This window comes from Rhizobium sp. CF142, from assembly GCF_000281145.1.
Lineage (GTDB): Bacteria > Pseudomonadota > Alphaproteobacteria > Rhizobiales > Rhizobiaceae > Rhizobium.
The window spans coordinates 1-22314 of sequence record NZ_AJWE01000056.1; the positions used below are offsets into that span (position 1 = coordinate 1).

The window sequence follows — 22314 nt, forward strand, 5'->3', positions numbered from 1 at the left end:
GTCTGCCGCCGCCTGCCGCTCTCATTGTCGGCGGTGTCGTCCTTGCAGTCACGCCTGGCGTCCCGACGATCAGGATCGATCCGGAAATGGTCATGCTGATCTTCCTGCCGCCGCTCCTCATGAGCGCAGCCTATTTCACGGTCTGGCACGAGTTCAAAAAGCACTTCGTGGAGATCGCTTCGCTGGCGCTGGGAGCGGTCGTATTCACGACATTAACCGTGGGGGTTGTATTCCATCTGTTGTTGCCGCAGTTGCCATGGGCAGTGGGCTTTTCATTGGGCGCAATCGTCTCACCGCCTGACGCCGTTGCCGCGGGAGCGGTTCTCGAGAGGCTCCGCCTTCCAACCCGGATTTCGGCACTTCTCGAAGGCGAGAGTCTGGTCAACGACGCCAGCGGCCTCGTCTTATTGCGCTTCGCCGTTGCAGCAGCCCTGACTGGGAGCTTTAGTATTCCGGAAGCGATTGGCTCCTTCACGTTGGTGACATCCGGAGGGGTGATCGTCGGTCTTATCGTCGGCTGGGTAGGGGTCTGGGTCGTCCGCAGGCTGCGTGATAGTGAACTGATCATCACCGCAACGCTTTTGCTTGCCGCGATCTCCTACACCGGCGCCGAGCGCCTTGGTAGTTCGGGTGTTCTGTCGACGGTTACGACCGGTCTCATTCTTGGGTTCCACCAGCATGAGAGCTTTTCGGCTTCGACCCGGGTACGAGCGCAAGCGTTCTGGAAGGCGCTGGTCTTTCTGTTGGAGTCGTTGCTTTTCATTCTCGTTGGTCTTTCTCTTCGGGGTGTTCTCGATCGCATTTCCGAAGGTGGGCAGGGCATCGGCGAGGTCATTATTCCGATCTCGGCGGTGGTTTTGACCGTGATCATCGCACGCTTCGTTTGGCTGCTCGGAACCGCTACACTGAAGCGCGTCCTGCTATGGCGCGGCAGCAGGCGCAAAAGATCTTCTTTATTTGCTACGGTGACGATCATCAGTTGGGCTGGTATGCGCGGCGTGGTGACGCTGACAGGCGCATTTTCGCTTCCGGAACAGATGCCGGGGAGGGACCTCGTCCTTATTGCCGCGTTCTCCGTGATCATCGTCACGGTTCTGGTCCAGGGCTCGACTTTGGCCCCGCTCGCCGCCCTGCTCGACTTGACCAGCCCCGACGAAGAACAGCAATTGCGTGAAAATGAGGCCTCCGCCTGGAGGCGTGTAGCGGAAGCGCAGTATCGTGCGATTCAGGAGTGCTCACGGAAGGAACATGGTCTCCAAAGACATCCCCGGCTACTCGAACAGTTCAAACATCGGGCAGAAGTTGCCACCCAATACGAAGCTGACCGCGACACGCACGAGAGTATTAAAGCTGACCACTTCAAGGCCGTTATCGAAGCGCTTCAAGCCGGTAGGGCCGAAATCCTGCGGATGCACAGGGCAGGCGAAATCCACGACCGCGTCATGCGGGACCTCGAACATGAGCTCGACCTGCAAGAGATCGCTGCTGAGAACAGGCTGTGATCCGTGCGCGTTGCGGATAGAATATATGTCCGATGTTCGTGCCGCTGGCGCATGTGGGCACCGACATCGTACCGAAAGCTGAAAATCAATCTTCCCTCAGGCCAACTTTTCGCATTCTCGACCTTTTCGGTTGTAGCCATAGGATTGTACAAGATAAATGAGGTTATTGCCGTGACGCTGGTTTCTCACTGCGGTTGAAACCTAATTTCGCGCGAATGAGCGTTGCGCAGCTGTTCAGCAGAATTATATGGTCTGCCGGAGCCGAAATGGTCTCATGGGTGCCACAAGCGCGAGGCATCTTGGAGGAGGGGGATTGAGCCTGGACTATCTTGAACTGAAAACGCTCGGCCCGTATTTCGGCCTCCCCGAAGCTGCGTCGCTCAATGCGGTGCCTGTCAGGTCTTCATCGATCTGCGTTACGAGAATCGCAAAAGATGTCACTGACGGTGAGAGGCCGATCGTCTCCCTTCCCGTTTGCGACGCCTATTTCCTGATGGTGTACACCAAGGAGGCCCATCATTGCGATATCCTGCCGGACGGGACCAGGACATTGCCCCGCAAGTTCGAGCGGGGATCGGTCTGCCTTGTCGACCTTTCCGAGGGAGCGTCTATCGTCTTATACGCGGACCTTCATTCGGTTACTTTCTTATTGCCAAAGACTCTCATAGAGGAGGTCGGGGACCTTTCCAGGGCAAGTTCGATACTCGAGCTGCGCTGTCGACGGGGTGAGAGGGATCCGGTTTTAAGCAATCTTACCGACATCGTCCTTTCCCTCTTTGGTCGAGAGGCCGGTTCATGGGAGGCGCTCCTGAAGCACTTGGCAATCGCGATCTGCTCACATCTGATCGAGGACCCCATCGGCAAGACGGAGTTTAGCAGCGACGAAACAATCCTGCCCTACAACCGTGAAACTTTGGCGAAAGAGTTTATGAGGAACAACCTTGCCCGTGAATTGTGCGTGGCAGACATTGCCGCGGCGGCCGGTCTCTCTGCCAATCATTTCTCGCAGGGTTTTAAGAAGGTCACCGGAGTTACACCCCATCGCTGGCTCATGCATGCGCGGGTGGATGCCGCTAAAGATCTTCTTCGCGACAGCGACCTTCCGCTGAGGGCGATCGCCGACGCCTGCGGCTTTGTCGATCAAAGTCATTTCACGAAGGTCTTCTCCCGCGAGACAGGCATGACGCCGGCTGTCTGGCGTGCCGGTCGCCTGAATTGATCGGGACAAGCCCAAACCGTTTCGTAAAAAAATCGTTGGAATTTACCAGACAAATGCCGTACCGTCGAAGCGGTAGTTGATGGATTTGCCGGAGTAAACATTGAAAAGAGAATCGGAGGGCGGTAATGCGCCCCGAACGCCTGTTCCTAGTCAATGGACGATGAAGGCGTCGGCTATCACGATCACACGCCTGTGCTATGACAAGGATGATCTTCCGATCGCTCCATCGAGCAAACGGGAGGAGGCGGTTTCCGTTATCACCCAGTTGACCGACTTTAGAATGCACCGGCTCTGGAGAAACAACGAGCTCGTTTTCGAAGGTGGTCATCCGAAGGGTGCCATAGCCATCACCGATCTCAGAGATGAATGGCAATGCCATCATCTCTCGCCATTTGACAACTTGCGCTTCAATATCCCTTTATCCTTTGTCCGCTCGTTCCTTGAGGGCATCGGACGTCCGCACTTCGACAGGTTCGATTGTCGCCCGGGCACCAAAGACGATGTCGTTCTTGGCCTAGGCCAAGCCGTTTTGCCTTATCTGGTGAGCCGACACGAGGCCAATCAGCTGTTTTTTGAGCAGATCAGTTTGGTCTTGTTGACGCATCTGACCCATACCTATGCCAGCCAATACTTTCCGGCGAGGAGGAGCGGCGTCCTGGCACCATGGCAGGAAAAGAAGGTGCTCGAGTTCCTGACTGCCAACGCCTTCGCGCAGGTCTCGATTGCTGAACTTGCTCAAGTGTGCGGCCTGTCACGCAGCTATTTTAACAGAGCTTTCAAGGAGACTTTCGGCAGGACACCGTACCGTTGGGTCATGGAGTATCGAGTTTCAAAAGCAAAGGATCTTCTGCGTTCGGACGTCTCAATTCAAGACGTCGCCACTGCCTGTGGTTTCGCCGACCAGAGCCATTTGACGCGCGTATTCGCGGATATTGCGGGTGATCCTCCTGGGAACTGGCGTCGGCAGAACCGATTGAAACCGGGCGGCGCGACCTCGTAAACGCGCTCTCGCCGGAAGACGGCGCCCATCGAAAGACTTCCCTACAACTCGCGTCCCGCCGTCTCCGAGAAGGGGTTCGATTCCTTTTCGGTTCCGTTCGATCTCGGGCGGGCGAAACAGTCCGAACATCCAAACGATCCCTCTAAGCGACAAGAAGATTGTGCCGGCAGCGGGCATGATCCGTCTCGTCAACGCAATTTAGCTGGCTGCAGACGCAAAGTCAGCTCAACGCTATTGAGGAAAACACAATGACTGTAAATGCGACACCGACGCCGGGCTCGAAGCTTCTCACGCCGAAGGATCACACGCTGATCATGATCGATTTTCAGTCGCAGATGTCTTTTGCGACGAAGAGCATCGATGCTGTCAATCTCCGGAACAATGCTGCTCTCGTCGCCCATGGCGCCAAGGGTTTCGGCGTTTCCACCATTCTGACCACGGTTGCCGAAAAGAGCTTCTCCGGTCCAATGTTCTCCGAGATCACCGACGCGTTCCCCGGTCAGAAGCTGTTCGACCGCACGTCGATGAACACTTGGGAAGACGCATCCGTCATCGAGGAGATCAATCGCATCGGCAAGAAGCGCATCGTGCTTTCCGGCCTGTGGACCGGCGTCTGCATCGTCGGCCCGGCGCTGTCGGCCATCGAACAAGGCTTTGAAGTCTTCGTCTTGGCGGATGCCTGCGGCGACGTCTCCGACGAAGCCCATAACCGGGCGATGGATCGCATCGTTCAGGCCGGCGGACAGCCGATGACGTCGCTGCAGTATCTGCTCGAACTGCAGCGCGACTGGGCACGCACGGAGACTTACGACATGACCACGGGTATCGCCAAGAAGTTCGGCGGCGCCTACGGCCTCGGCATCATTTACGCCAAGACTATGTTCGGCGCGTCCGAAGGTCATTGATGACGGAATTGGCCACGGGCACCCAGGTGCCTGCAGCTACCAACTCTTCGATCCTTTTCCGTGGCGCAGTCGTCCTGCGCCACGATACTCGACCATATTCCCATTCAGTCATGCGCGCGGAGCTCATCATGACCGTTTCACCATCGAATAACGCGACTGTCGTCCTCGTGCATGGAGCATGGGGAGATGCATCGGGCTGGAGATCCGTCATTTCCCTTTTACAGAAGCAGGGCGTTTCTGTGGTCGCCGTGCAGAATCCGACGACATCTCTGTCGGCGGATGTCGAGGCAACCCGCTATGCCCTGAACGAGATCGATGGGCCTGTCGTTCTCGCCGGCCATAGCTGGGGCGGAACCGTCATCACGGAGGCGGGGGACGACCCGAAGGTCAAGGCTTTGGTCTTTGTGGCAGCCTTTGCGCCTGATGCCGGCCAATCGACCGGAGACCAAGTCGCCGCCCATCCTGCGCCTCCCGGTCTCGGCGAGGTCAGTCTCGACCGTGGCGGCAGCTACGTGATGAGCGTAAACGGCTGGATCAACGCGGTCGCGCAAGATCTGCCGGAAGAGGATGCGCGAATTCTTGCCGCCACCCAGCCCCCGCTCGGGGCAGGCACTTTCTCTGACAAGGTCACCAAGGCTGCCTGGAAGGACCGCAAGAACTGGTACGTGATTTCGAGCGAAGACCGGGCGGTGAGCGTGGAGCTCCAGCGGGAATTGGCGAAGAAGCTGAACGCTCGCACGACTGAGGTCAAAGCCAGCCACATGTCATTGATTTCGCAACCGGAGGCGGTCGCCTCCGCCATTCTTGAGGCGGCTTCCGAGGCGACCGGTCTTTAATTGTCGAATAGATCAGAAAGGACAACTTCCATGAAAATCTACCTCTATTCCCTGGCAGCCGGACTGCTCGTCGGGATCGTCTATAGCCTCCTGAATGTGCGCTCGCCGGCACCGCCCGTCGTCGCTCTCGTTGGCCTGCTCGGTATTCTGGTCGGCGAGCAGATCGTTCCGTTCGCGAAAACACTGATCAACAAGGAACCGGCAGCCGTCTCCTGGATCCACCAGATCAAGCCGCACATGTTCGGCCACCTGCCGAAGGGCGGCAAACCTTCCGACGCGGCCGTCGACAAGGCCTGATTTTTCCCGCTCGAGGACGAAGACAATGGAAAATACGATCGCCGATCTCATCCTGCATCACGGCCTGATCACAACGCTCGACCGCTCCAATCCGGCCGCGACCGCCGTCGCCATCAAGGACGGCAGGTTCCTCGCCGTCGGCCACGACGCCGAGATCATGGCGCTCAAGGGGCCGGACACCAAGGTGGTCGATCTCAAGGGCAAGCGCGTGCTTCCCGGCCTGATCGACAACCACACCCACGTCGTGCGCGGCGGTCTCAACTTCAACATGGAACTGCGCTGGGACGGCGTGCGGTCGCTGGCCGACGCCATGGACATGCTGAAGCGCCAGGTGGCGATGACGCCTGCGCCGCAATGGGTGCGTGTCGTCGGCGGCTTTACCGAGCATCAGTTCATTGAGAAGCGCTTGCCGACCATCGACGAGATCAACGCCGTCGCGCCGGAGACACCGGTCTTCCTTCTGCATCTCTATGATCGCGCTTTGCTGAATGGCGCAGCTCTGCGCGCCGTCGGTTATACCAGGGACACGCCGAACCCGCCCGGCGGCGAGATCACCCGCGATGCGAACGGCAACCCGACCGGGCTTTTGCTCGCCAAGCCCAATGCCGGCATTCTCTATTCGACGCTGGCGAAGGGACCAAAACTGCCCTTCGACTATCAGGTCAATTCCACTCGACATTTCATGCGCGAGCTCAACCGGCTCGGCGTCACAGGCGTCATCGATGCCGGTGGCGGCTTCCAGAATTATCCCGACGACTACGCCGTTATCCAGAAGCTTGCCGATGAAGACCAGATGACCGTGCGGCTGGCCTACAACCTCTTTACCCAGAAGCCGAAAGCCGAGAAGCAGGACTTCCTGAACTGGACGTCCTCGGTGAAATACAAGCAGGGCACAGATTACTTCCGCCATAACGGCGCCGGCGAAATGCTGGTCTTTTCCGCTGCCGATTTCGAGGATTTCCGACAGCCGCGTCCCGATATGCCGCCGGAAATGGAAGACGAGCTGGAAGAGGTCGTGCGGGTACTTGCGGAAAACCGCTGGCCCTGGCGCCTGCATGCCACGTACGATGAGACGATCAGCCGCGCGCTCGATGTGTTCGAGAAGGTCAACCAGGATATCCCGCTCGAAGGGTTGAACTGGTTCTTCGACCATGCCGAGACCATTTCGGAGCGGTCGATCGATCGTATCGCGGCCTTGGGCGGCGGCATCGCCACCCAGCATCGCATGGCCTATCAGGGCGAATATTTCGTCGAGCGCTATGGTCATGGCGCCGCCGAAGCCACACCGCCGATCGCCCGCATGTTGGACAAGGGTGTGAAGGTTTCGGCCGGCACCGACGCCACCCGCGTCGCTTCCTACAATCCGTGGGTCTCGCTGTCGTGGATGATCACCGGCAAGACGGTGGGCGGTATGCAGCTCTATCCGCGCGCCAACTGCCTCGATCGCGAGACGGCGCTCAGGATGTGGACGGAAAACGTCACCTGGTTTTCAAACGAAGAAGGCAAGAAAGGCCGCATCGAGAAAGGCCAGTTCGCCGATCTCGTCGTCCCGGACAAGGATTTCTTCGCCTGCGCCGAGGACGAGATCTCCTTCCTCACGTCGGATCTGACCATGGTCGGCGGCAAGATCGTCTACGGAAGCGGCGACTTTGCCAGCCTTGACGAGACCGATGTGCCGCCGGCCACGCCCGACTGGTCGCCGGTGCGCAGTTTCAAGGGTTATGCCGCCTGGGGCGAGCCGGAGGGCGCCGGCAAGCACTCGCTAAGGCGCACGGCGATCTCGTCTTGCGGCTGCGCCAGCGACTGCAACGTTCATGGTCACGACCATGCCGGCGCCTGGACTTCAAAGCTACCGATCGCAGACCTCAAGGGTTTCTTTGGCGCGCTCGGCTGCTCCTGCTGGGCCGTCTGAGGAGGATGATGTCGTGATGGCTGCTCTTGAAACACGTCTCTCCGGCCTCGTACGGCCGCTGTTTGCCGTCGCACCCGTGCGCTGGATCGGGCTTCTCGGCCTTTGCGCCGCCTACATCCAGGGGCCTGTCAGCAAGCTGACGGACTTTCCCGCCGCGATTGCCGAGATGCAGCATTTCGGGTTGTCGCCGGCTGCTCCCTTTGCCGTCGTCGTGATCGTCTTCGAACTGGCGGCGTCGGCGATGATCCTCACCGGCTTCTTCCGTTGGCTGGCAGCGCTCGGTCTCGCCGGCTTCACCCTGATTGCCACTTTTCTGGCGCTGCGTTTCTGGGAACTGCCGGCAGGGCAGGAACGCTTCATGGCCGCCAACTCCTTTTTCGAACACCTTGGCCTCGTCGGCGGCTTCCTGCTCGTCGCCTGGCTCGATCTGAATTCCCGTTTTGTCTTGAAAACGAAGGTTTGACGATATGATATCCCGCTCACTCCGTACTATCGGGTTGCTTGCCGTACTCGCAGCCCTGCCGCTCGCGCCGAGCCCTGCCGCCGCCCGCGCTGCTCAATCTCAATTCGGTGTCGGTGCGCAATACGACACGACGCATGTCTATGTGGATCCCGACAAGGTGGATGCCTTCGCCCAGAGTTTCCTTGCGACCTTCGGCGGAACCAGCACCAAGCAAGTCGTCGCGACCGTGACGCCGACGCCGAGCAGCACGACATCGCAGCTCCTGCAGACTCCAGTCGGCACGGTATCCCTATTCGGCTTCAAGACGCCGATCCCCTATCCTTTCGGCTTTGAGCGGACAGGTTATCTGGTGACCGACATGGACAAAGCGATTGCCGCAGCCCGTGCCGCCGGTGCCAGCATCATCGTCCAAAGCTTTCCCGATCCGATCGGCCGTGACGCCGTCATCCAGTGGCCGGGCGGGGTAAACATGCAGCTTTACTGGCACTCGACCAAGCCGAACTACGCCGCCTTCGAGACCGTGCCGGAAAACCGTGTCTATGTCTCTCCCGACGCCGTATCCGCTTTCGTCAAGGATTTCGTTGCCTTCTCGAAGGGCACGGTGGTCTCCGACGAAAAAAAGGCGCCGGGAGTCGAGATCGGCCGTCCGGACGATACATTCCGCCGTATCCGCATCGAATCCGTCTTCGGAAAGATAACCGTCCTTGTCACTGATGGGCACCTGCCCGTCCCCTACGGGCATGAAATGACCGGCTATGAGGTCGTCGATCTCGAGGGCACTCTTCAGAAGGCGAAGGACAGCGGCGCGAAGATCCTCGTCGAACCCTATCAATCAGGCGACCGTCGAGCCGCCATGGTGGAATTTTCGGGCGGTTATGTTGCGGAGATTCATTCCGGTGCCAAGCCCTGACGACGATACTGCGGCCGCGTCGAGCGCGGCCGCTCGGTCCTGATGGGAAGCATAAATGATGATCGAACGTTACCTAGTTTCAACCGCCGTCCTGCTGACTCTGTCGGCGACGGCGGCAAGTGCTGCCGACATATCGGCACCTGCCAAGAGGCCGGCGATCAAGAGCAACCGCTGGCAAGAGGATTGGTCTGCTTTGGCCGATCCAGCGCTCAGAACGCAGCCGCTCGATAGCCTGAAATATGTCCCGCTGTCCATTTCCGATCCCGGTACTTACGTGTCGTTCGGGGCGAACCTCCGCGAGCGATTCGAGACCAACCACACTCCGAGCTTCGGAATCGGCGGTGTCGAGGGCGATAGCTATTTGATTCAGCGGGCTCAGTTTCACATCGACCTGCATCTCTTCGAGGACTGGCAGATATTCACCCAGTTCGAAGATGATCGAGCATTCTGGAAAAGATCGGTCGGCCCAACGGATGCCGACAAGATGGATCTGCGGCTGGCGTTCGTCTCTTACTCACATGATTTCGATGCAGGGACTTTCAAGGCGCGCATCGGTCGGCAGGATTTTGCTTTCGACCTGCAGCGCTTCGTCTCCTCACGCGACGGGCCGAATGTGCGACAGTCCTTTGATGCAGTATGGGCAGATTGGGAAACGGGTCCGTGGCGCTTCATCGGTTTCGTCAGCCAGCCAGTCCAATATAGCAATGACGAGGCGTTCGACGATACGTCGAACGGAGACTTCCGCTTCAGCACTTTGCGCGTAGAACGGCAGGTCCTGGGAGCCAACGAACTTTCTGCCTACTACTCGCTCTATCAGAAACACGAAGCGCATTATCTGGACGGATCGGGAGACGAAAACCGGCATATCTTCGATACTCGGTTCGCTGGCAGTTCGAATGGCCTCGATTGGGATATCGAGGGGATGGGGCAGCTAGGTTCCGTCGGCGACAAGGATATCCGTGCCTGGGCGATCGGTGCGCGCGTCGGCTACACTTTCGACGATTCATCCTGGACACCTCGGCTGGGCCTGCAGTTCGATATGGCTTCAGGAGACCGCAATGCCGGCGACGGCACCGTCGGAACCTTCAATCCTCTCTTTCCAAACGGCTATTATTTCACGCTCGCCGGCTACACCGGCTATGCAAACCTCATACACCTCAAACCTTCGATCACAGTGAAGCCGACGGATAAGATGACGCTTATGGCGGCGGTCGGTCTCCAGTGGCGGCAAACTACAGCAGACGCGATTTACGTCCAGCCCAATCAGGCTCTCGCAGGAACGGCAGGTCGCGGCGGCGCGTGGTCCGGGGCTTACGGGCAGGTCAGACTCGACTACGCCTTCAGCGCAAATCTGACAGGCGCCGTCGAGGCGGTTCACTATGAGATCGGCGATGCCATCCGCAATGCCGGCGGCCATGACGGCAATTACCTTGGAGCTCAATTGAACTTCGTCTGGTGACCGGCTTGCGGGCGCGGGCCGGCGTGACCCAAGCTTTGTCCAAATAAGACGAGTATCGGACAAGAGGCGGCGACCCTTCACAGGCTATGAAATCAACGTCCACCCCAAAGGTTACCAAGATGTCTGACAACCCGATCGAGATCATGTTTTCCCGCAGACAAACATTGCTGGCCGGCGCAACCCTTTCCGCTGCGATAGCAATGCCATCTCTTGCCTTTTCCACCACCACCCCGACAAAGATTGAAGGAATACCGCCCATGACCACCGGCTTCGTCGAAACCAAAGACGGCGTACAGATCTTTTACAAGGATTGGGGTCCGAAGGACGCCCAGCCGATCGTTTTCCATCATGGCTGGCCGCTGTCTTCGGACGATTGGGACGCGCAAATGCTGTTCTTCGTTCAGCACGGTTATCGCGTCGTCGCTCATGATCGCCGTGGTCACGGCCGCTCCTCGCAGGTCAGCGACGGTCACGACATGGATCACTACGCAGCCGACGCATCTGTAGTCGTCGAACATCTGAACCTGAAGAACGCCGTCCATATCGGACACTCGACCGGTGGCGGTGAAGTCGCCCGTTATGTCGCCAAGTTCGGTCAGCCGCAGGGCCGTGTCGCCAAGGCCGTACTGGTCAGCGCCGTTCCTCCGCTGATGTTGAAGACGGAATCGAATCCGGGCGGCCTGCCCATGGAAGTCTTCGACGGCATTCGCAAGGCCGTTGCCGACAATCGTGCACAGCTCTTCGTCGACTTCCCCACCGGCCCGTTCTATGGCTTTAATCGTGAGGGCGCGACCGTCTATCAGGGCGTGATCCAGAATTGGTGGCGCCAGGGCATGATGGGCAGCGCCAAGGCCCATTATGACGGCATCAAGGCCTTCTCCGAAACCGACCAGACGGAAGATCTCAAGAAGATCACGGTCCCGACTCTCGTTATGCATGGTGACGACGATCAGGTCGTTCCGATCGCCGATTCCGCCGAGCTTTCCGTCAAACTCCTCAAGAACGGCACGCTGAAGGTCTACAAAGGCTACCCACACGGCATGTTGACGGTCCACGCCGACGTCATCAATCCGGACCTGCTCGCCTTCATCAAGGCTTGACGAGCACGATCCCGCCTGCCGCCAAGCTCCATGCTGGCGGCAGGCCGCCACGAAAGCAGTGCCCGAAGCGCCGGAGCACTTTACCAAGGTCTCCAGGAGCTCCGTCAATGAAAGCCGTTCCGCTTCCTCTTCTCCTCAGCTTCAACGGGGGATATGTCGATACTGTCGGCTTCCTGGCGCTCGGAGGGCTGTTCACCGCCCACGTGACCGGCAACTTCGTGACCTTGGGCGCATCGATAGCGCTAGGCACGGGGGGCACCCTGTCCAAGCTCCTCGCACTTCCGGTCTTTTGTGTCGTCGTATTCGCCGCGCGAATCGTCGGGCTGGCGCTGCAGCGGAGCGGCCAACCGGTCCTGCGTCCTCTTCTCGTCGTTAAGCTGATTTTGCTAGTGGTCGCCGCGGCGATCGCATTGACTTACGGTCCCTTCGGCGATCCGAACAGTTCCCTGGCCTTCGCGATCGGCATGGTCCTTGTTGCCGCTATGGCGGTGCAGAACGGCATTCACCGCGTTCATTTGGCGAAGTCTCCGCCATCGACCCTGATGACCGGAACGACGACGCAGATCATGCTCGACCTTGCCGATATCGCCATGGGCGGGCATTCGGAGAGCGCGGCTGCGGCCTACTCACGTCTGAAGCGGATGGTGCTCGCGGTCGTCGTCTTCGCCGCAGGCTGCTCCATCGGCGCACTGGCGTTCATTCTCTCGCCCGTCTGGAGTTTTGTCGTCCCTGCCGTCCTGGCGGCCCTGGCACTCGTTGCACCTGTTGAAACGCCCGAAGGCGATTGATGGCTACCCACCAAGAAAACGCAGCACCTATCGAACCCGCAGGAGAATAAAATGTCTGATCGTCAGATGTCCGATTCAAGCTACAGCCATGTCGTCAATATTGGTGCCGACAAGGTCGATATTGCTGATTGGCTGTTCAACTTGCCCGACGCAGAATATCAGCGTTGCTCCCCCGACCACATCGCGGCCGGCGCCACCTGGACCGACGATGGCCGGCGCATGTCGATCAATGTGGAAACGATAGGCGGAAGCCTGGTGATCCAGCACTATGTCGCCGAGGTCGCTGAGCCCAATTATTGCAAGATGGTATCCATCTCGGATGTCATGGCAGCCCATGGCCGCACCACGGTGCAGGTGATCTGGGAGCTCAGCGTCAAGCCGATCGACACCGGCCATTGCGAGTACACGAACCATGTGCGAGCATATGCCACCGACGAGTTTCTGGCCTACTGCGAGAAAAATAACATCAATTTCGCCGACGCGGCGAAGGCTCGTTCGGAAGCATCGTCCAATCATAACAAGGGCGAGACCCCCCTATTCGCCGAGAGCATAGCGCAACGCGCGAGGGAAAAGCACGCGATCGCTGCTTAACAAACACCTCGTTCCACAAGACGGTAATAGTCGACGAGGGCGAGCGACGGGTGTGGTTCCTCTTCGAGATACTCCGCAACACCAACGCCTGAGCAACTGCAGCCGGGAGATGCACCACCGACTTGCACATCTTGGCTCTCGGAGGATCCCATGCAGGCATTCAGCAGTGAACGCTGCAAATTCGATGATTATGTCATAGGATTCGCCGCGGAGAAGGCGGCGCAGGGCCGTCGGGTGGCCATCATTACGCTACTGTCGATCGATGGCTCCTCTCCCCGTCCGCTCGGCGCCCAGATGGCGGTCGCGGAAACCGGGGAATGGGCGGGCTACGTATCGGGGGGCTGCCTGGAGCGCGCAATCGTCTCGGAAGCGCTCGATACGCTCCACGTTGGGCAGAACAGGATCGTGCGCTACGGCAAGGGATCGCGCTATTTTGATCTGCAGTTACCATGTGGTTCTGCAGTCGATCTCTTTTTTGACGTGACACAGGAAGCCTCCTCCTTCGCGGCCATCGACATCAGGCTTTCGGCCCGTGTTCCGGCGCGCATGGAACTCGGGTTGCCTGACGCGCCGGCCCAATCTGCCGCGGTGGAATATTATCCGCCACGCCGGCTCGTCGTCGCGGGGGCAGGGGCTGCGGCCGCTTCGCTTGGTCGCCTCGCATCCTTTTCGGGCTTTGACGTTCATCTGCTGACCAACGATCTTGCCACGGCAGAGCATTCCTGCCTTCCGCCAGATCGCATCACCACGTTGACGAGGAGCCGCTCCGCACCAACAATTGCGATCGACGAACGAACCGCGATTGCCTTCCTCTTTCACGACCATGATTGGGAGGAACGGCTGATCGCGGATGCGCTGGCGACGGATGCCTTCTACGTCGGTGCCATGGGAAGCCGGCGAACGGCGGAAAAGCGCGCTTCTATGCTGCGCAACACGGGTGTCGGCGAAAGGCAGCTGAGCCGTTTGAAAGCCCCGGCAGGCCTTGTTTCGGGCGCCAAGTCTGCTTCCGACATCGCGCTATCCATCCTATCCGAAGTCATGGCCGCGGAGCAGGCAGCGCAGATCCCGAGGTTTCGGTTGGTTCGCGATGAGCGCCCGACCGAGTGGTCCGTTTCCTCACTTGCGATCGATGCATGGCAGTCCTTTGAGGGCCGCGCATGTGGAATTTGACACGATGGAAAAGCCATCGCCGCTCACCTGGGCATTCGCCTCACTTCTTGCTCCAGCGTCCGGCGCTTCGATCCGCGGTTGATTTCGTGGATTTCGATGTGGACCGGCGACCAGCGTTCGTGATCGGAAACGCACGCGGTGCGATCTGTTCCTCTTCGGTCACACTGTCGTTGAATGAGACAGATCAAAGATATGGCGGATGCGGTTTGCCAATGTCTGCGCATGTTGCGAGGGCATGCTGCCATCTCCGTGCAGCCGCCTCTCCTGTTCGAGCCTGTCGGCGAGCGTTGCGCCGATATCTTCAGCCAGAACCGGACGCTCCTGCAGGACCTCGCAGAGCTGGTCTTTTCCGATCTCGCGGGCAATGACCGGCGTCAGTGCAACGATACGACCCGGTTCTTCAGCGCCGATCAGGAGGCCGCGCTCGCCGAAAATATCGCCAGGCGAAAGTCGATTTAGCTCGATGTCCCGACCATTCTCTTGCCGGATGACCTGCACCACGCCGCTCTCAACAAGCATCAATCCTGGCGAGCACTCTCCCTGGGCGATGATTTCCGCCCCTCTTGCGTAGCTGCGCCGGACAGCAGCTTTCGACAGCGTTTCGCGTTCGCTGTCGGTAAGGGAGGTAAAAAGCGGCAGCATCGTCATAAGCTGCAGTGGCGTTTCGAGCACTTTTCCGGGAACGATTGTAGACTCGAGTCCGGGCGCGACACTGAACATGGCATCAGAGGCGAGGGGGATGCCGGCCGCCAGCATGTGCCGATATACCAGATCGTAGATTTCATTCTTCGCCGCTGTCGTCTCTGATATGTCACGAATGCGAAAGGCCAGCTCGAAGTCTATGGTTTCCTTGGCGAGGCGGACGATCGAGACCAGGGGGTCTGGAACACGCATGATATGATTGCTCGCCAGCGTAACCGTCTCGAGTAATCTCGCCATTGTCGCCGGCGGCCGCGTCGGGACGAGCTTGATCGACATGGTGATGCCATGGGTCTCGTCGGGGCTGTTGAGATTGACCAACTGTGATTTTGCGAGCGCGCTGTTCGGAACGACGACGAGGTCGTTCGTAGCGTTGGAGAGGTGGGTCGCACGCCAGTTGGTCTCGATAACACGACCCTGGACGCCGTTTTCGAGAATGATCCAGTTGCCGACGCTGTAAGAGCGGCCAAGATTGAGGGCAACCCCGGAAAAGACATCGGAAAGCGAATTTTGCAGCGCGAGACCGAGGACGATCGCGAAGACACCCGATGTCGCGATCAGCGTGCCGACAGGCACGCCAAACACATAAGCCACGATGGAAAGGGCAGCCCCGACATAGATGATCCCGGCAATCAGATCCTGAACGAACCGTGCTTCGCGCGGACGGTGCTCGAAGATCAGGAACAGCCTGATGCAGCTGATGAGCATCATCGCCCCGCCGAGCCACCAGATCGCTTTTGCGAGACCATAAAACAAGCGGTGCCACAGGTCGGGCGAAGAGACCGCCGCGGAGTAGGGCGCGACGCCGGTCGACAGCAGCATAGCCGTCAACGCGACGAAGAACGCAACATCGATGGCAAAGCGGAGCGGCTTATGTCCGGGCAGCAGCCAATGTGCCGCGGCGAGGGCGACGGTGAGAACCAAGAATTGCGTAATCGGATCAAAAAGATATTGCATCGGGGGGCCCAGTGGGAACCGACTATCGGTAACCCACCTCTCGGCCCACGTCTTGGCGATTTCAACGAAATTTGGCGTTCTGTCGTTCAGCGATAGTGAACAATGCATCGTCCGCGTTGCTAATTTCAATCTCAATCGAATTCGCCGACATCTTGTTCATCGAAACACAGGAGTTCGGCACATGAACAAGCCAGTTGCATTCCACGCCTTCAAACATGGTCTCTTCGATATCACGGTGCTCTCCGACGGCCCGATCGCGCTCGCCGGCGAAATCTTCGCTCCTGAAGCCTCCGACAACCAGCGCGCTGACGTTGTCGCGCGCATGGACGGCGCCGACAACATCGCGGACGCCCAGTCCAACATCCCGCTTATCGTTACGTCGAATGACGTCATTCTCGTCGACGTCGGAGCGGGCGCGCGTTTCCAACCGAGCGAAGGACAACTCGAAAAGAACCTCAACGCCGTTGGCGTCAACGCCGGCGATGTGACGAAGATTATCATCTCGCACGCTCACCCCGATCATATCTGGGGTATGCTGCGCGACGATGGTTCGCTGCGTTTCCCGAATGCGCGCTACTATATCACCCGCGCGGAGTGGGACTTCTGGATGGGCGAAAAGGCAGATGCCCTGCCTGAGGCGGTCCAACCGTTTGTGGCCGGTGCCCGGCGCGATCTGCAGGCAATCGCCGATTGGCTGACCTTCGTCCAAGACGGAGACGAGGTCATTCCCGGCCTCAGGATCCTTTCGACACCTGGGCACACGGCAGGCCATATCTCGATTGTCGTCGATGGTGATGTCCCGTTGATCATCACCGTCGACGCCACCGCCAGCCACATCGTTTCCTTTGAGCGTCCCGATTGGAGCTTCGGCTTCGACATGGATCCGGCGCTCGCAAGGACGACGCGTCGCACACTGATCGAGCAGGCCGTGCGGGAAAACGCCGTGCTGCTTGGCTATCACTGGGCTTATCCCGGCGTCGGAACCGTCCGCAAGGACGGCGATAGCTTCAAGCTGCGCCCTGTGACGGAGGCCCAGTCATGAGCCGCAAGGTTTTCGGAAGAGAAGCGAGCTTCCTGACCGCCGCTGCGGTTGTCGCCCATACCATCTGGACCAGCGCCGCTCCGGCGCTGACCTATCCGCTCTATGCACAGGAATGGCATCTGACGACCTTCACGACGACGGCGATCTTCGCCATCTATCCGGTCTTCGTCGTCCTTATGCTCGTCGTCTTCGGCAATGTGTCCGATTATATCGGGCGAAGGGAAGCAATGCTGCTCGGTCTTGCGGCTTCGCTTGCCGGCACGCTGATCTTCGCGCTGGCGCCGAACGTCGACTGGATTTTCATCGGCAGGGCTTTCATGGGCGTTGGCGTCGGTTTAGCTGCCGGGCCGTCGGCCGCTGCCGTGGTCGAGTTCAGCGCGCCGGGCCGGACGGCACAGGCGGCGAGTGCGACGGCCGCCGCCCAGGCCTTCGGCATGATCGGCGCGGCCCTTGTCGGCGGTGCGCTGATCGAATATGCGCCGCTGCCGACGCGATTGAACTTCGCCGTTCTGGTCGCCGTCCTCGCCGCGCTCATGGTTGCGACCTGGATGCTCCCGAACCATACGGCGTCACGGCCGGCCGGCCGTTGGTGGCCAAGGGTTCCCGCCATTCCCAATGGGCTGTTTGCGACTTTCGTGACGGCGACCGCAGCGGTAACGGCCTCATATGTGCTCGGCGCCATGACGCTTTCTCTTGGTGCGCAGGTGGCGCGCGATGTGATCGCGTCCCAGAACGCTCTCGTCAATGGCGGCACCATCGCGCTTTTTGCGATTTCTTCCGCCATCGCCACCGTGCCTGCGCGAGGCGCCAAGCCGAGTAGGGTGATGCTCGCGGGCAGTGCCATTGCCATTATTTCCTCCGGGTTGCTGGCGCTTGCCGCGGTTCTTCACTCTCTGGTCTTCTATACCGTTGCCCAGATCGGCAGCGGAATGGCCTACAGCCTGCTCCTCCTCGGAGGACTTTCGCTGATCAATGCCACAGCACCCGTGACGCACAGAGGCGCCACACTCTCGGCGCTGTTCCTCGTCGCTTACCTGGCCCAGGCCGTTGTGGCGCTGTTGCTGGGCAAGATCGCGACATGGGCGAGCCTTCCGTCCGCAGTGGATATCGGGGTGGCGACGGTCGCAACGCTGGCGTCGGTGACGCTCCTTCTCGATGCAGTCAGAAGCGCCGTCGCTGGCCGCAAAGCGCGCAAGGCAGGGACGCACTGACTCTTCCTGTGGATACGAAGCAAGGCGAACCGCAAGGTTCGCCTTGCCGACTTTCGGACAGGCGAAGGTCTTGAGGGGCAGTCGATTCATCCAAAAGGCCGGCTGTCGAGACAAGACGCGTCCGGGGCCGACGCGCGAAATAAACGCAACGTTTACAGAAGCGAAGCACTCCATATGAAACTTTCGAAGCGACATTTGGCAATCGGAGCCGCGTTCGCATCTATCGCCGTCGTTGCAGGGCTGGGCATTGTCGCCTGGATCGCCTATGAGCCGGCACTTCCCGAAATCGCGCGCCCATCCCCTTCAAGCTTCGATCGCGGTCTCGTCGCAAAGGGCGAGCAGCTCGCCACCGTCGGCGATTGCATTGTCTGTCACACGGCACCAAATGGCGCACCTTTCGCTGGCGCGCGCGCTTTACCGACGCCTTTCGGCATACTGTTCTCGAACAACATCACGCCTGACGAAAAGACAGGCATCGGCTCTTGGTCGCTTGCTGCGTTCAGTCGCGCCATGAGGCAAGGCGTCGCCCGCGATGGAAGCCACCTCTATCCGGCCTTGCCCTACGAGCACTTTACCCATGTCAATGACGGCGACTTGGCGGCAATCTACGCATTTCTGATGACTCGCCAGCCGGTCTCCCGGGAGGCTCCCGAAAACCAGTTGCTTCCGGGCCTCGGATTCCGGCCACTGCTCGCCGGCTGGAAGCTGCTCTTCCTCAGGCAGACGCAGTTCGAACGCCAGGCGAACGAGAGCGCCGAATGGAACCGGGGCAAATATCTGGTGGACGGACTTGCCCATTGTGGCGGCTGTCATACGCCGCGCAATCTCGCCGGCGGCGAGGAGAGGGGGCGCGAATTTGCAGGCGGCGTTGCAGAGGGCTGGAACGCGCCTGCGCTCGACGAAACGAATCCCTCCGCTGCGATCTGGAATGTGGATTCCCTTTTCGCCTACCTCAAGACGGGATCCGATCGTGGGCACAGCGCAGCTGGCGGCCCGATGGTGCCCGTCGCCGAAGGTCTCTCCCGCCTCAACGATGCCGATGTCAGGGCGATCGCCGTCTACGTCGATTCCCAAATGCATCCATTGCGGGAGACCAATCTGCCTGCAGTCACCGTTGTGGCGACGAACGATAGCCGATCTGCTGCCGCAGCCGCGCATCCCGAAGCCGACCTTCTATTCGAAGGCGCCTGCTCCGGCTGCCACGCGCCGCGTGCGCCGATGAATATCAACGACCGACCGCTTCTTTCATCCGCATCCGACCTCAGAGCCGATGATCCCAGGAACGCGGTGCAGACGCTACTGCAGGGGATCGCGCCGCCGGGGGGGAAAGGAGCGTACATGCCATCCTTTTCAAACACCATGACTGACCGCCAGCTTGCCGACCTGCTCGCCTATGCCCGTGCCCGCTTCACCGACAAGCCGGCATGGCCGGACCTGGAAGCCGTGGTCGGCGATATACGCAAGGAGAATGCGGAATGACGATCTCGATCAACGTCAATGGCGAAGGCCACGAGGTGGAAGCCGATCCGGATACGCCGCTTCTCTACGTGCTTCGTGACGAACTCGAACTGAACGGCGCAAAGTACGGATGCGGTCTCGGGCAATGCGGCGCCTGCACCGTGCACATCGATGGGAAGCCCGTCTTCTCCTGTCTGACACCCGTTGGGCTGCTTGCGGGCAGGAGGGTGCGCACCATCGAGGGGCTGGGCACGGCCGAAAAGCCGAATGTCATCCAGAAAGCCTTCCAGGAAGAGCAGGCCGCACAGTGCGGCTATTGCATAGCCGGCATGATCATGCGTGCCCAGGCTCTCCTCGATCGGAACCCGTCGCCGACTGAGGTGGAGATTCGCGTGCACATGCAGCCCAATCTCTGCCGTTGCGGAACGCACGCCAGAATATTGAGGGCAGTGCATCGCGCCAGCCGCGAGCTTTCCCTCGCTTCTGCAGCAGGAGGCTCGCAATGAATGCCGTCCAAAATCCCGGCCTGACCCGACGCTCCTTCCTCAGTACAAGCGGCATAGCCGTTGCATTCGCACTGACGCGTCCGGCCTTCGCCCAGCTCGCCGGTGGTGGCGAAGGAGGAGCAGGTCCGGCGATCGTTGCTCCCGATCTTCCCGGCAGCCTGAAGAACTGGCCTTATCTCGATTCTTGGATCCAGCTCGATGAAAAGGGCCATGCGACGGTCTTCACCGGCAAGGCCGAGCTCGGTCAGGGCATCAGGACCGCGTTGCTGCAGGTCGCGGCAGAAGAGCTCGATCTGCCGCCGGCGTCGGTCACGATGGTGACGGTTGATACCGCTCGTACGCCCGATGAGGGGCTGACGGCGGGCAGCCATTCGATGCAGGATAGTGGTACCGCAATCCGCAACGCGGCGGCCAATGTCCGGATGGTGCTCCTGCGGAAGGCGGCGGAGCGGTTACAGGTTGAGCCCGAGGGACTCTCGACGACCGGGAATGGACAAATTGCGGTACCCGATGGAAGGGTAGTTTCCTATGGTGAGGTCGCAGCCGCACTCTCACTGCATATCGAGGCGATTGCTCACGCACCGCTTCGTAAGAAATCCGAGTTCCGGACGATGGGCACGAACCTGCCGCGGCTCGATATCACCGCCAAGACGACCGGCGGTCAGGCTTTCCTCCATGACATGCGTCTGCCCGGCATGCTGCATGCCCGTCTGCTGCGCGGCCCAAGTGAGAGGACGCGCTTAAAGCTGCCGGCGGCTGCCGAGATCGAGGCGATGCCGAAGGTGGTCAAGTTCGTGCAGAACGGCGACTTCGCCGCCATCGTCGCCGAAAAGGAATGGGACGCGATCAAACTGATGCGTACGCTCCAGGCATCCGACTACGAGCCGGTGGGGGCGCCATTTCCGACCGGCAGCGTTACGGACACGCTGAAGGCACTTCCGGCCCGCGACATCGTTATTCTCGATGTCGCCCATCCCACTGCTGTGCCCGTCAAGACGATGTCGGCGCGCTACACGCGTCGATGGATCAGTCACGGCTCGATCGGTCCCTCCTGCGCAATCGCCCTGCTCGAGGATGATCTCCTGACCATCTGGACCCATAGCCAGGGGACTTATGACGTGCGCCGCGTCGCGGCCGAACTGCTCGGCCGGCCCGTCGAGAAAATCCGTGCGATCCACGTTGAAGGTTCCGGCTGCTACGGTCAGAACGGCGCGGATGACGTCGCCGCCGAGGCTGCCTATATCGCCATGACGGTTCCCGGCCGGCCGGTGCGATTGCAGTGGATGCGGGAACAGGAGTTTGGTTGGGAGCCACTCGGTCCCGGCATGGCAACCGAGCTCGAAGCCAGTCTTGACGCCTCAAATCGCATCGTGGCGTGGAAATACGATGTCTGGAGCAATCCGCATAACAATCGTCCGGTCGGCGCCGGCGGCGTTCTCGTCGGCAACCAGATCGTTCCCGGCTTTCCGCAGCCCGAAGGCAAGGAGATTCCGATGCCGGAAGGAGATGGAAGTCGCAATTCCAACCCGCTCTACGACCTGCCGAACATGAATGTCCTCTATCACTTCATCAAGGACATGCCGATAAGGGTCTCGGCATTGCGTTCGCTCGGAGCACACCTCAACGTCTTCTCGATCGAAAGTATGTTGGACGAGCTGGCGCTTGTCGGCAATATCGATCCGCTCGATCTTCGACTGAATCATATGGTTGACCTCCGCGCGCGCCAGGTCATGCAAACGGCATCCGATGCGTTCGGCTGGCGCAAACGGCAGAAGCGGGGGCCGTTCCACGGCTTCGGCATGGCCTTCGCACGATATAAGAACCTCGGCGCCTATTGCGCTGTCTGCATGGAGATTGGCGTCGACCAGAATACCGGACGCATCACTGTCCACCGAGTTCAGGCCGCTGCCGACTGCGGCGAAGTCGTCAGTCCGAACGGCGTTCAGAACCAGATCGAGGGCGCGATCATTCAATCGCTCAGCTGGTGCACGCGCGAGGAGGTCACCAACGACGAAACGATCCGCACCAGCTTTGATTGGAGCGCGTATCCGATCCTGCGCTTCCTCGACATTCCGGAGAAGATCGATGTGATCGTCGAGGACCAGCCCGGCCAGCCGTTTCTCGGCGTTGCCGAATGCGGTCAGGGGCCGACTTCGGCGGCACTTGCCAATGCGCTGGCCGACGCAACGGGAGTAAGGTTTCGGGATATGCCTATGACGCCTGAGCGGGTGAGGGCAGTGATCGTCACTCTTTGAACGGAATGCGGATGACGGCTCTTTCGCCCACATT

20 protein-coding genes are annotated in these 22314 nt (G+C 59.9%); 19 read left to right on the top strand and 1 reads right to left on the bottom strand.

What is annotated here, in order from left to right:
- The first annotated feature begins 2 nt into the window (after window positions 1-2).
- The 14 genes from PMI11_RS14230 to PMI11_RS14295 all read left to right on the top strand — a co-directional run bounded on the left by PMI11_RS14230 (window position 3) and on the right by PMI11_RS14295 (window position 14152).
- Window positions 3-1502: a Na+/H+ antiporter gene (locus PMI11_RS14230; RefSeq protein ID WP_007818109.1), complete on the top strand. Its 1500-nt coding sequence runs from the start codon at window positions 3-5 to the stop codon at window positions 1500-1502.
- Between the two features lie 313 nt (window positions 1503-1815).
- On the top strand, window positions 1816-2721 hold the full coding sequence (locus PMI11_RS14235) for a helix-turn-helix domain-containing protein (protein WP_007818111.1): 906 nt from the start codon (window positions 1816-1818) through the stop codon (window positions 2719-2721).
- A gap of 100 nt (window positions 2722-2821) precedes the next feature.
- A complete protein-coding gene (locus tag PMI11_RS14240) occupies window positions 2822-3721 on the top strand; it encodes a helix-turn-helix domain-containing protein (RefSeq protein WP_007818113.1) in 900 nt (299 codons plus the stop codon).
- A 248-nt stretch (window positions 3722-3969) separates the two neighbouring features.
- Window positions 3970-4626 carry a hydrolase gene (locus PMI11_RS14245; RefSeq protein ID WP_007818114.1) on the top strand — a complete coding sequence of 219 codons (657 nt, stop codon included), beginning with the start codon at window positions 3970-3972 and terminating at the stop codon, window positions 4624-4626.
- 128 nt (window positions 4627-4754) lie between these two features.
- Entirely contained in the window at window positions 4755-5462 is a 708-nt protein-coding gene (locus PMI11_RS14250) for an alpha/beta fold hydrolase (protein ID WP_157179631.1), read from the top strand.
- A gap of 30 nt (window positions 5463-5492) precedes the next feature.
- Window positions 5493-5759, top strand: a complete 267-nt coding sequence (locus PMI11_RS14255) for a XapX domain-containing protein (protein WP_007818119.1) — start codon at window positions 5493-5495, stop codon at window positions 5757-5759.
- A gap of 25 nt (window positions 5760-5784) precedes the next feature.
- Window positions 5785-7671, top strand: a complete 1887-nt coding sequence (locus tag PMI11_RS14260) for an amidohydrolase (RefSeq protein ID WP_007818121.1) — start codon at window positions 5785-5787, stop codon at window positions 7669-7671.
- Window positions 7672-7687: 16 nt separating this feature from the next.
- Window positions 7688-8134 carry a DoxX family protein gene (locus PMI11_RS14265; protein ID WP_037071347.1) on the top strand — a complete coding sequence of 149 codons (447 nt, stop codon included), beginning with the start codon at window positions 7688-7690 and terminating at the stop codon, window positions 8132-8134.
- A gap of 4 nt (window positions 8135-8138) precedes the next feature.
- Entirely contained in the window at window positions 8139-9044 is a 906-nt protein-coding gene (locus PMI11_RS14270) for a hypothetical protein (RefSeq protein ID WP_007818125.1), read from the top strand.
- 55 nt (window positions 9045-9099) lie between these two features.
- Window positions 9100-10503: an alginate export family protein gene (locus PMI11_RS14275; protein ID WP_007818128.1), complete on the top strand. Its 1404-nt coding sequence runs from the start codon at window positions 9100-9102 to the stop codon at window positions 10501-10503.
- 119 nt (window positions 10504-10622) lie between these two features.
- Complete coding sequence (locus tag PMI11_RS14280) at window positions 10623-11603, top strand: alpha/beta fold hydrolase (protein ID WP_037071348.1); 981 nt, start codon at window positions 10623-10625, stop codon at window positions 11601-11603.
- A 107-nt stretch (window positions 11604-11710) separates the two neighbouring features.
- Window positions 11711-12391 (top strand): YoaK family protein, encoded by a 681-nt coding sequence (locus tag PMI11_RS14285; RefSeq protein WP_007818131.1) that lies wholly within the window; start codon window positions 11711-11713, stop codon window positions 12389-12391.
- A 51-nt stretch (window positions 12392-12442) separates the two neighbouring features.
- Window positions 12443-12982 (top strand): hypothetical protein, encoded by a 540-nt coding sequence (locus tag PMI11_RS14290; RefSeq protein WP_007818133.1) that lies wholly within the window; start codon window positions 12443-12445, stop codon window positions 12980-12982.
- Window positions 12983-13132: 150 nt separating this feature from the next.
- Window positions 13133-14152: an XdhC family protein gene (locus PMI11_RS14295; protein WP_007818135.1), complete on the top strand. Its 1020-nt coding sequence runs from the start codon at window positions 13133-13135 to the stop codon at window positions 14150-14152.
- Between the two features lie 159 nt (window positions 14153-14311).
- Here PMI11_RS14295 and PMI11_RS14300 read toward each other — a convergent pair whose 3' ends face one another.
- Window positions 14312-15808: a cyclic nucleotide-binding domain-containing protein gene (locus PMI11_RS14300; RefSeq protein ID WP_037071349.1), complete on the bottom strand. Its 1497-nt coding sequence runs from the start codon at window positions 15806-15808 to the stop codon at window positions 14312-14314.
- A gap of 181 nt (window positions 15809-15989) precedes the next feature.
- Between PMI11_RS14300 and PMI11_RS14305 the strand changes: the two genes are divergently transcribed.
- From PMI11_RS14305 to PMI11_RS14325, 5 genes are all read left to right on the top strand, one after another.
- Window positions 15990-16850 (top strand): MBL fold metallo-hydrolase, encoded by an 861-nt coding sequence (locus tag PMI11_RS14305; protein ID WP_007818139.1) that lies wholly within the window; start codon window positions 15990-15992, stop codon window positions 16848-16850.
- The gene (locus PMI11_RS14310) at window positions 16847-18061 is read left to right on the top strand and encodes an MFS transporter (RefSeq protein WP_007818141.1); all 1215 of its coding nucleotides are present in this window, start codon (window positions 16847-16849) and stop codon (window positions 18059-18061) included. Before PMI11_RS14305 ends, PMI11_RS14310 begins: the two co-directional genes overlap by 4 nt.
- Before the next feature lie 195 nt (window positions 18062-18256).
- On the top strand, window positions 18257-19540 hold the full coding sequence (locus tag PMI11_RS14315; protein WP_244430572.1) for a c-type cytochrome: 1284 nt from the start codon (window positions 18257-18259) through the stop codon (window positions 19538-19540).
- On the top strand, window positions 19537-20025 hold the full coding sequence (locus PMI11_RS14320; RefSeq protein WP_007818146.1) for a (2Fe-2S)-binding protein: 489 nt from the start codon (window positions 19537-19539) through the stop codon (window positions 20023-20025). The genes PMI11_RS14315 and PMI11_RS14320 overlap by 4 nt, the downstream gene beginning before the upstream one ends.
- Window positions 20022-22280: a xanthine dehydrogenase family protein molybdopterin-binding subunit gene (locus PMI11_RS14325; RefSeq protein ID WP_007818148.1), complete on the top strand. Its 2259-nt coding sequence runs from the start codon at window positions 20022-20024 to the stop codon at window positions 22278-22280. The genes PMI11_RS14320 and PMI11_RS14325 overlap by 4 nt, the downstream gene beginning before the upstream one ends.
- The last annotated feature ends 34 nt before the right edge of the window (window positions 22281-22314 follow it).

Bases quoted from the DNA above. Each gene is read 5' to 3' on its own strand.
- PMI11_RS14320 (WP_007818146.1), top strand. From the start codon at position 19,537: ATGACGATCTCGATCAACGTCAATGGCGAAGGCCACGAGGTGGAAGCC.
- PMI11_RS14270 (WP_007818125.1), top strand. From the start codon at position 8,139: ATGATATCCCGCTCACTCCGTACTATCGGGTTGCTTGCCGTACTCGCA.
- PMI11_RS14265 (WP_037071347.1), top strand. From the start codon at position 7,688: ATGGCTGCTCTTGAAACACGTCTCTCCGGCCTCGTACGGCCGCTGTTT.
- PMI11_RS14310 (WP_007818141.1), top strand. From the start codon at position 16,847: ATGAGCCGCAAGGTTTTCGGAAGAGAAGCGAGCTTCCTGACCGCCGCT.
- PMI11_RS14260 (WP_007818121.1), top strand. From the start codon at position 5,785: ATGGAAAATACGATCGCCGATCTCATCCTGCATCACGGCCTGATCACA.
- PMI11_RS14290 (WP_007818133.1), top strand. From the start codon at position 12,443: ATGTCTGATCGTCAGATGTCCGATTCAAGCTACAGCCATGTCGTCAAT.
- PMI11_RS14275 (WP_007818128.1), top strand. From the start codon at position 9,100: ATGATGATCGAACGTTACCTAGTTTCAACCGCCGTCCTGCTGACTCTG.
- PMI11_RS14250 (WP_157179631.1), top strand. From the start codon at position 4,755: ATGACCGTTTCACCATCGAATAACGCGACTGTCGTCCTCGTGCATGGA.
- PMI11_RS14280 (WP_037071348.1), top strand. From the start codon at position 10,623: ATGTCTGACAACCCGATCGAGATCATGTTTTCCCGCAGACAAACATTG.
- PMI11_RS14325 (WP_007818148.1), top strand. From the start codon at position 20,022: ATGAATGCCGTCCAAAATCCCGGCCTGACCCGACGCTCCTTCCTCAGT.
- PMI11_RS14300 (WP_037071349.1), bottom strand. From the start codon at position 15,808: ATGCAATATCTTTTTGATCCGATTACGCAATTCTTGGTTCTCACCGTC.
- PMI11_RS14295 (WP_007818135.1), top strand. From the start codon at position 13,133: ATGCAGGCATTCAGCAGTGAACGCTGCAAATTCGATGATTATGTCATA.
- PMI11_RS14255 (WP_007818119.1), top strand. From the start codon at position 5,493: ATGAAAATCTACCTCTATTCCCTGGCAGCCGGACTGCTCGTCGGGATC.
- PMI11_RS14245 (WP_007818114.1), top strand. From the start codon at position 3,970: ATGACTGTAAATGCGACACCGACGCCGGGCTCGAAGCTTCTCACGCCG.
- PMI11_RS14305 (WP_007818139.1), top strand. From the start codon at position 15,990: ATGAACAAGCCAGTTGCATTCCACGCCTTCAAACATGGTCTCTTCGAT.
- PMI11_RS14285 (WP_007818131.1), top strand. From the start codon at position 11,711: ATGAAAGCCGTTCCGCTTCCTCTTCTCCTCAGCTTCAACGGGGGATAT.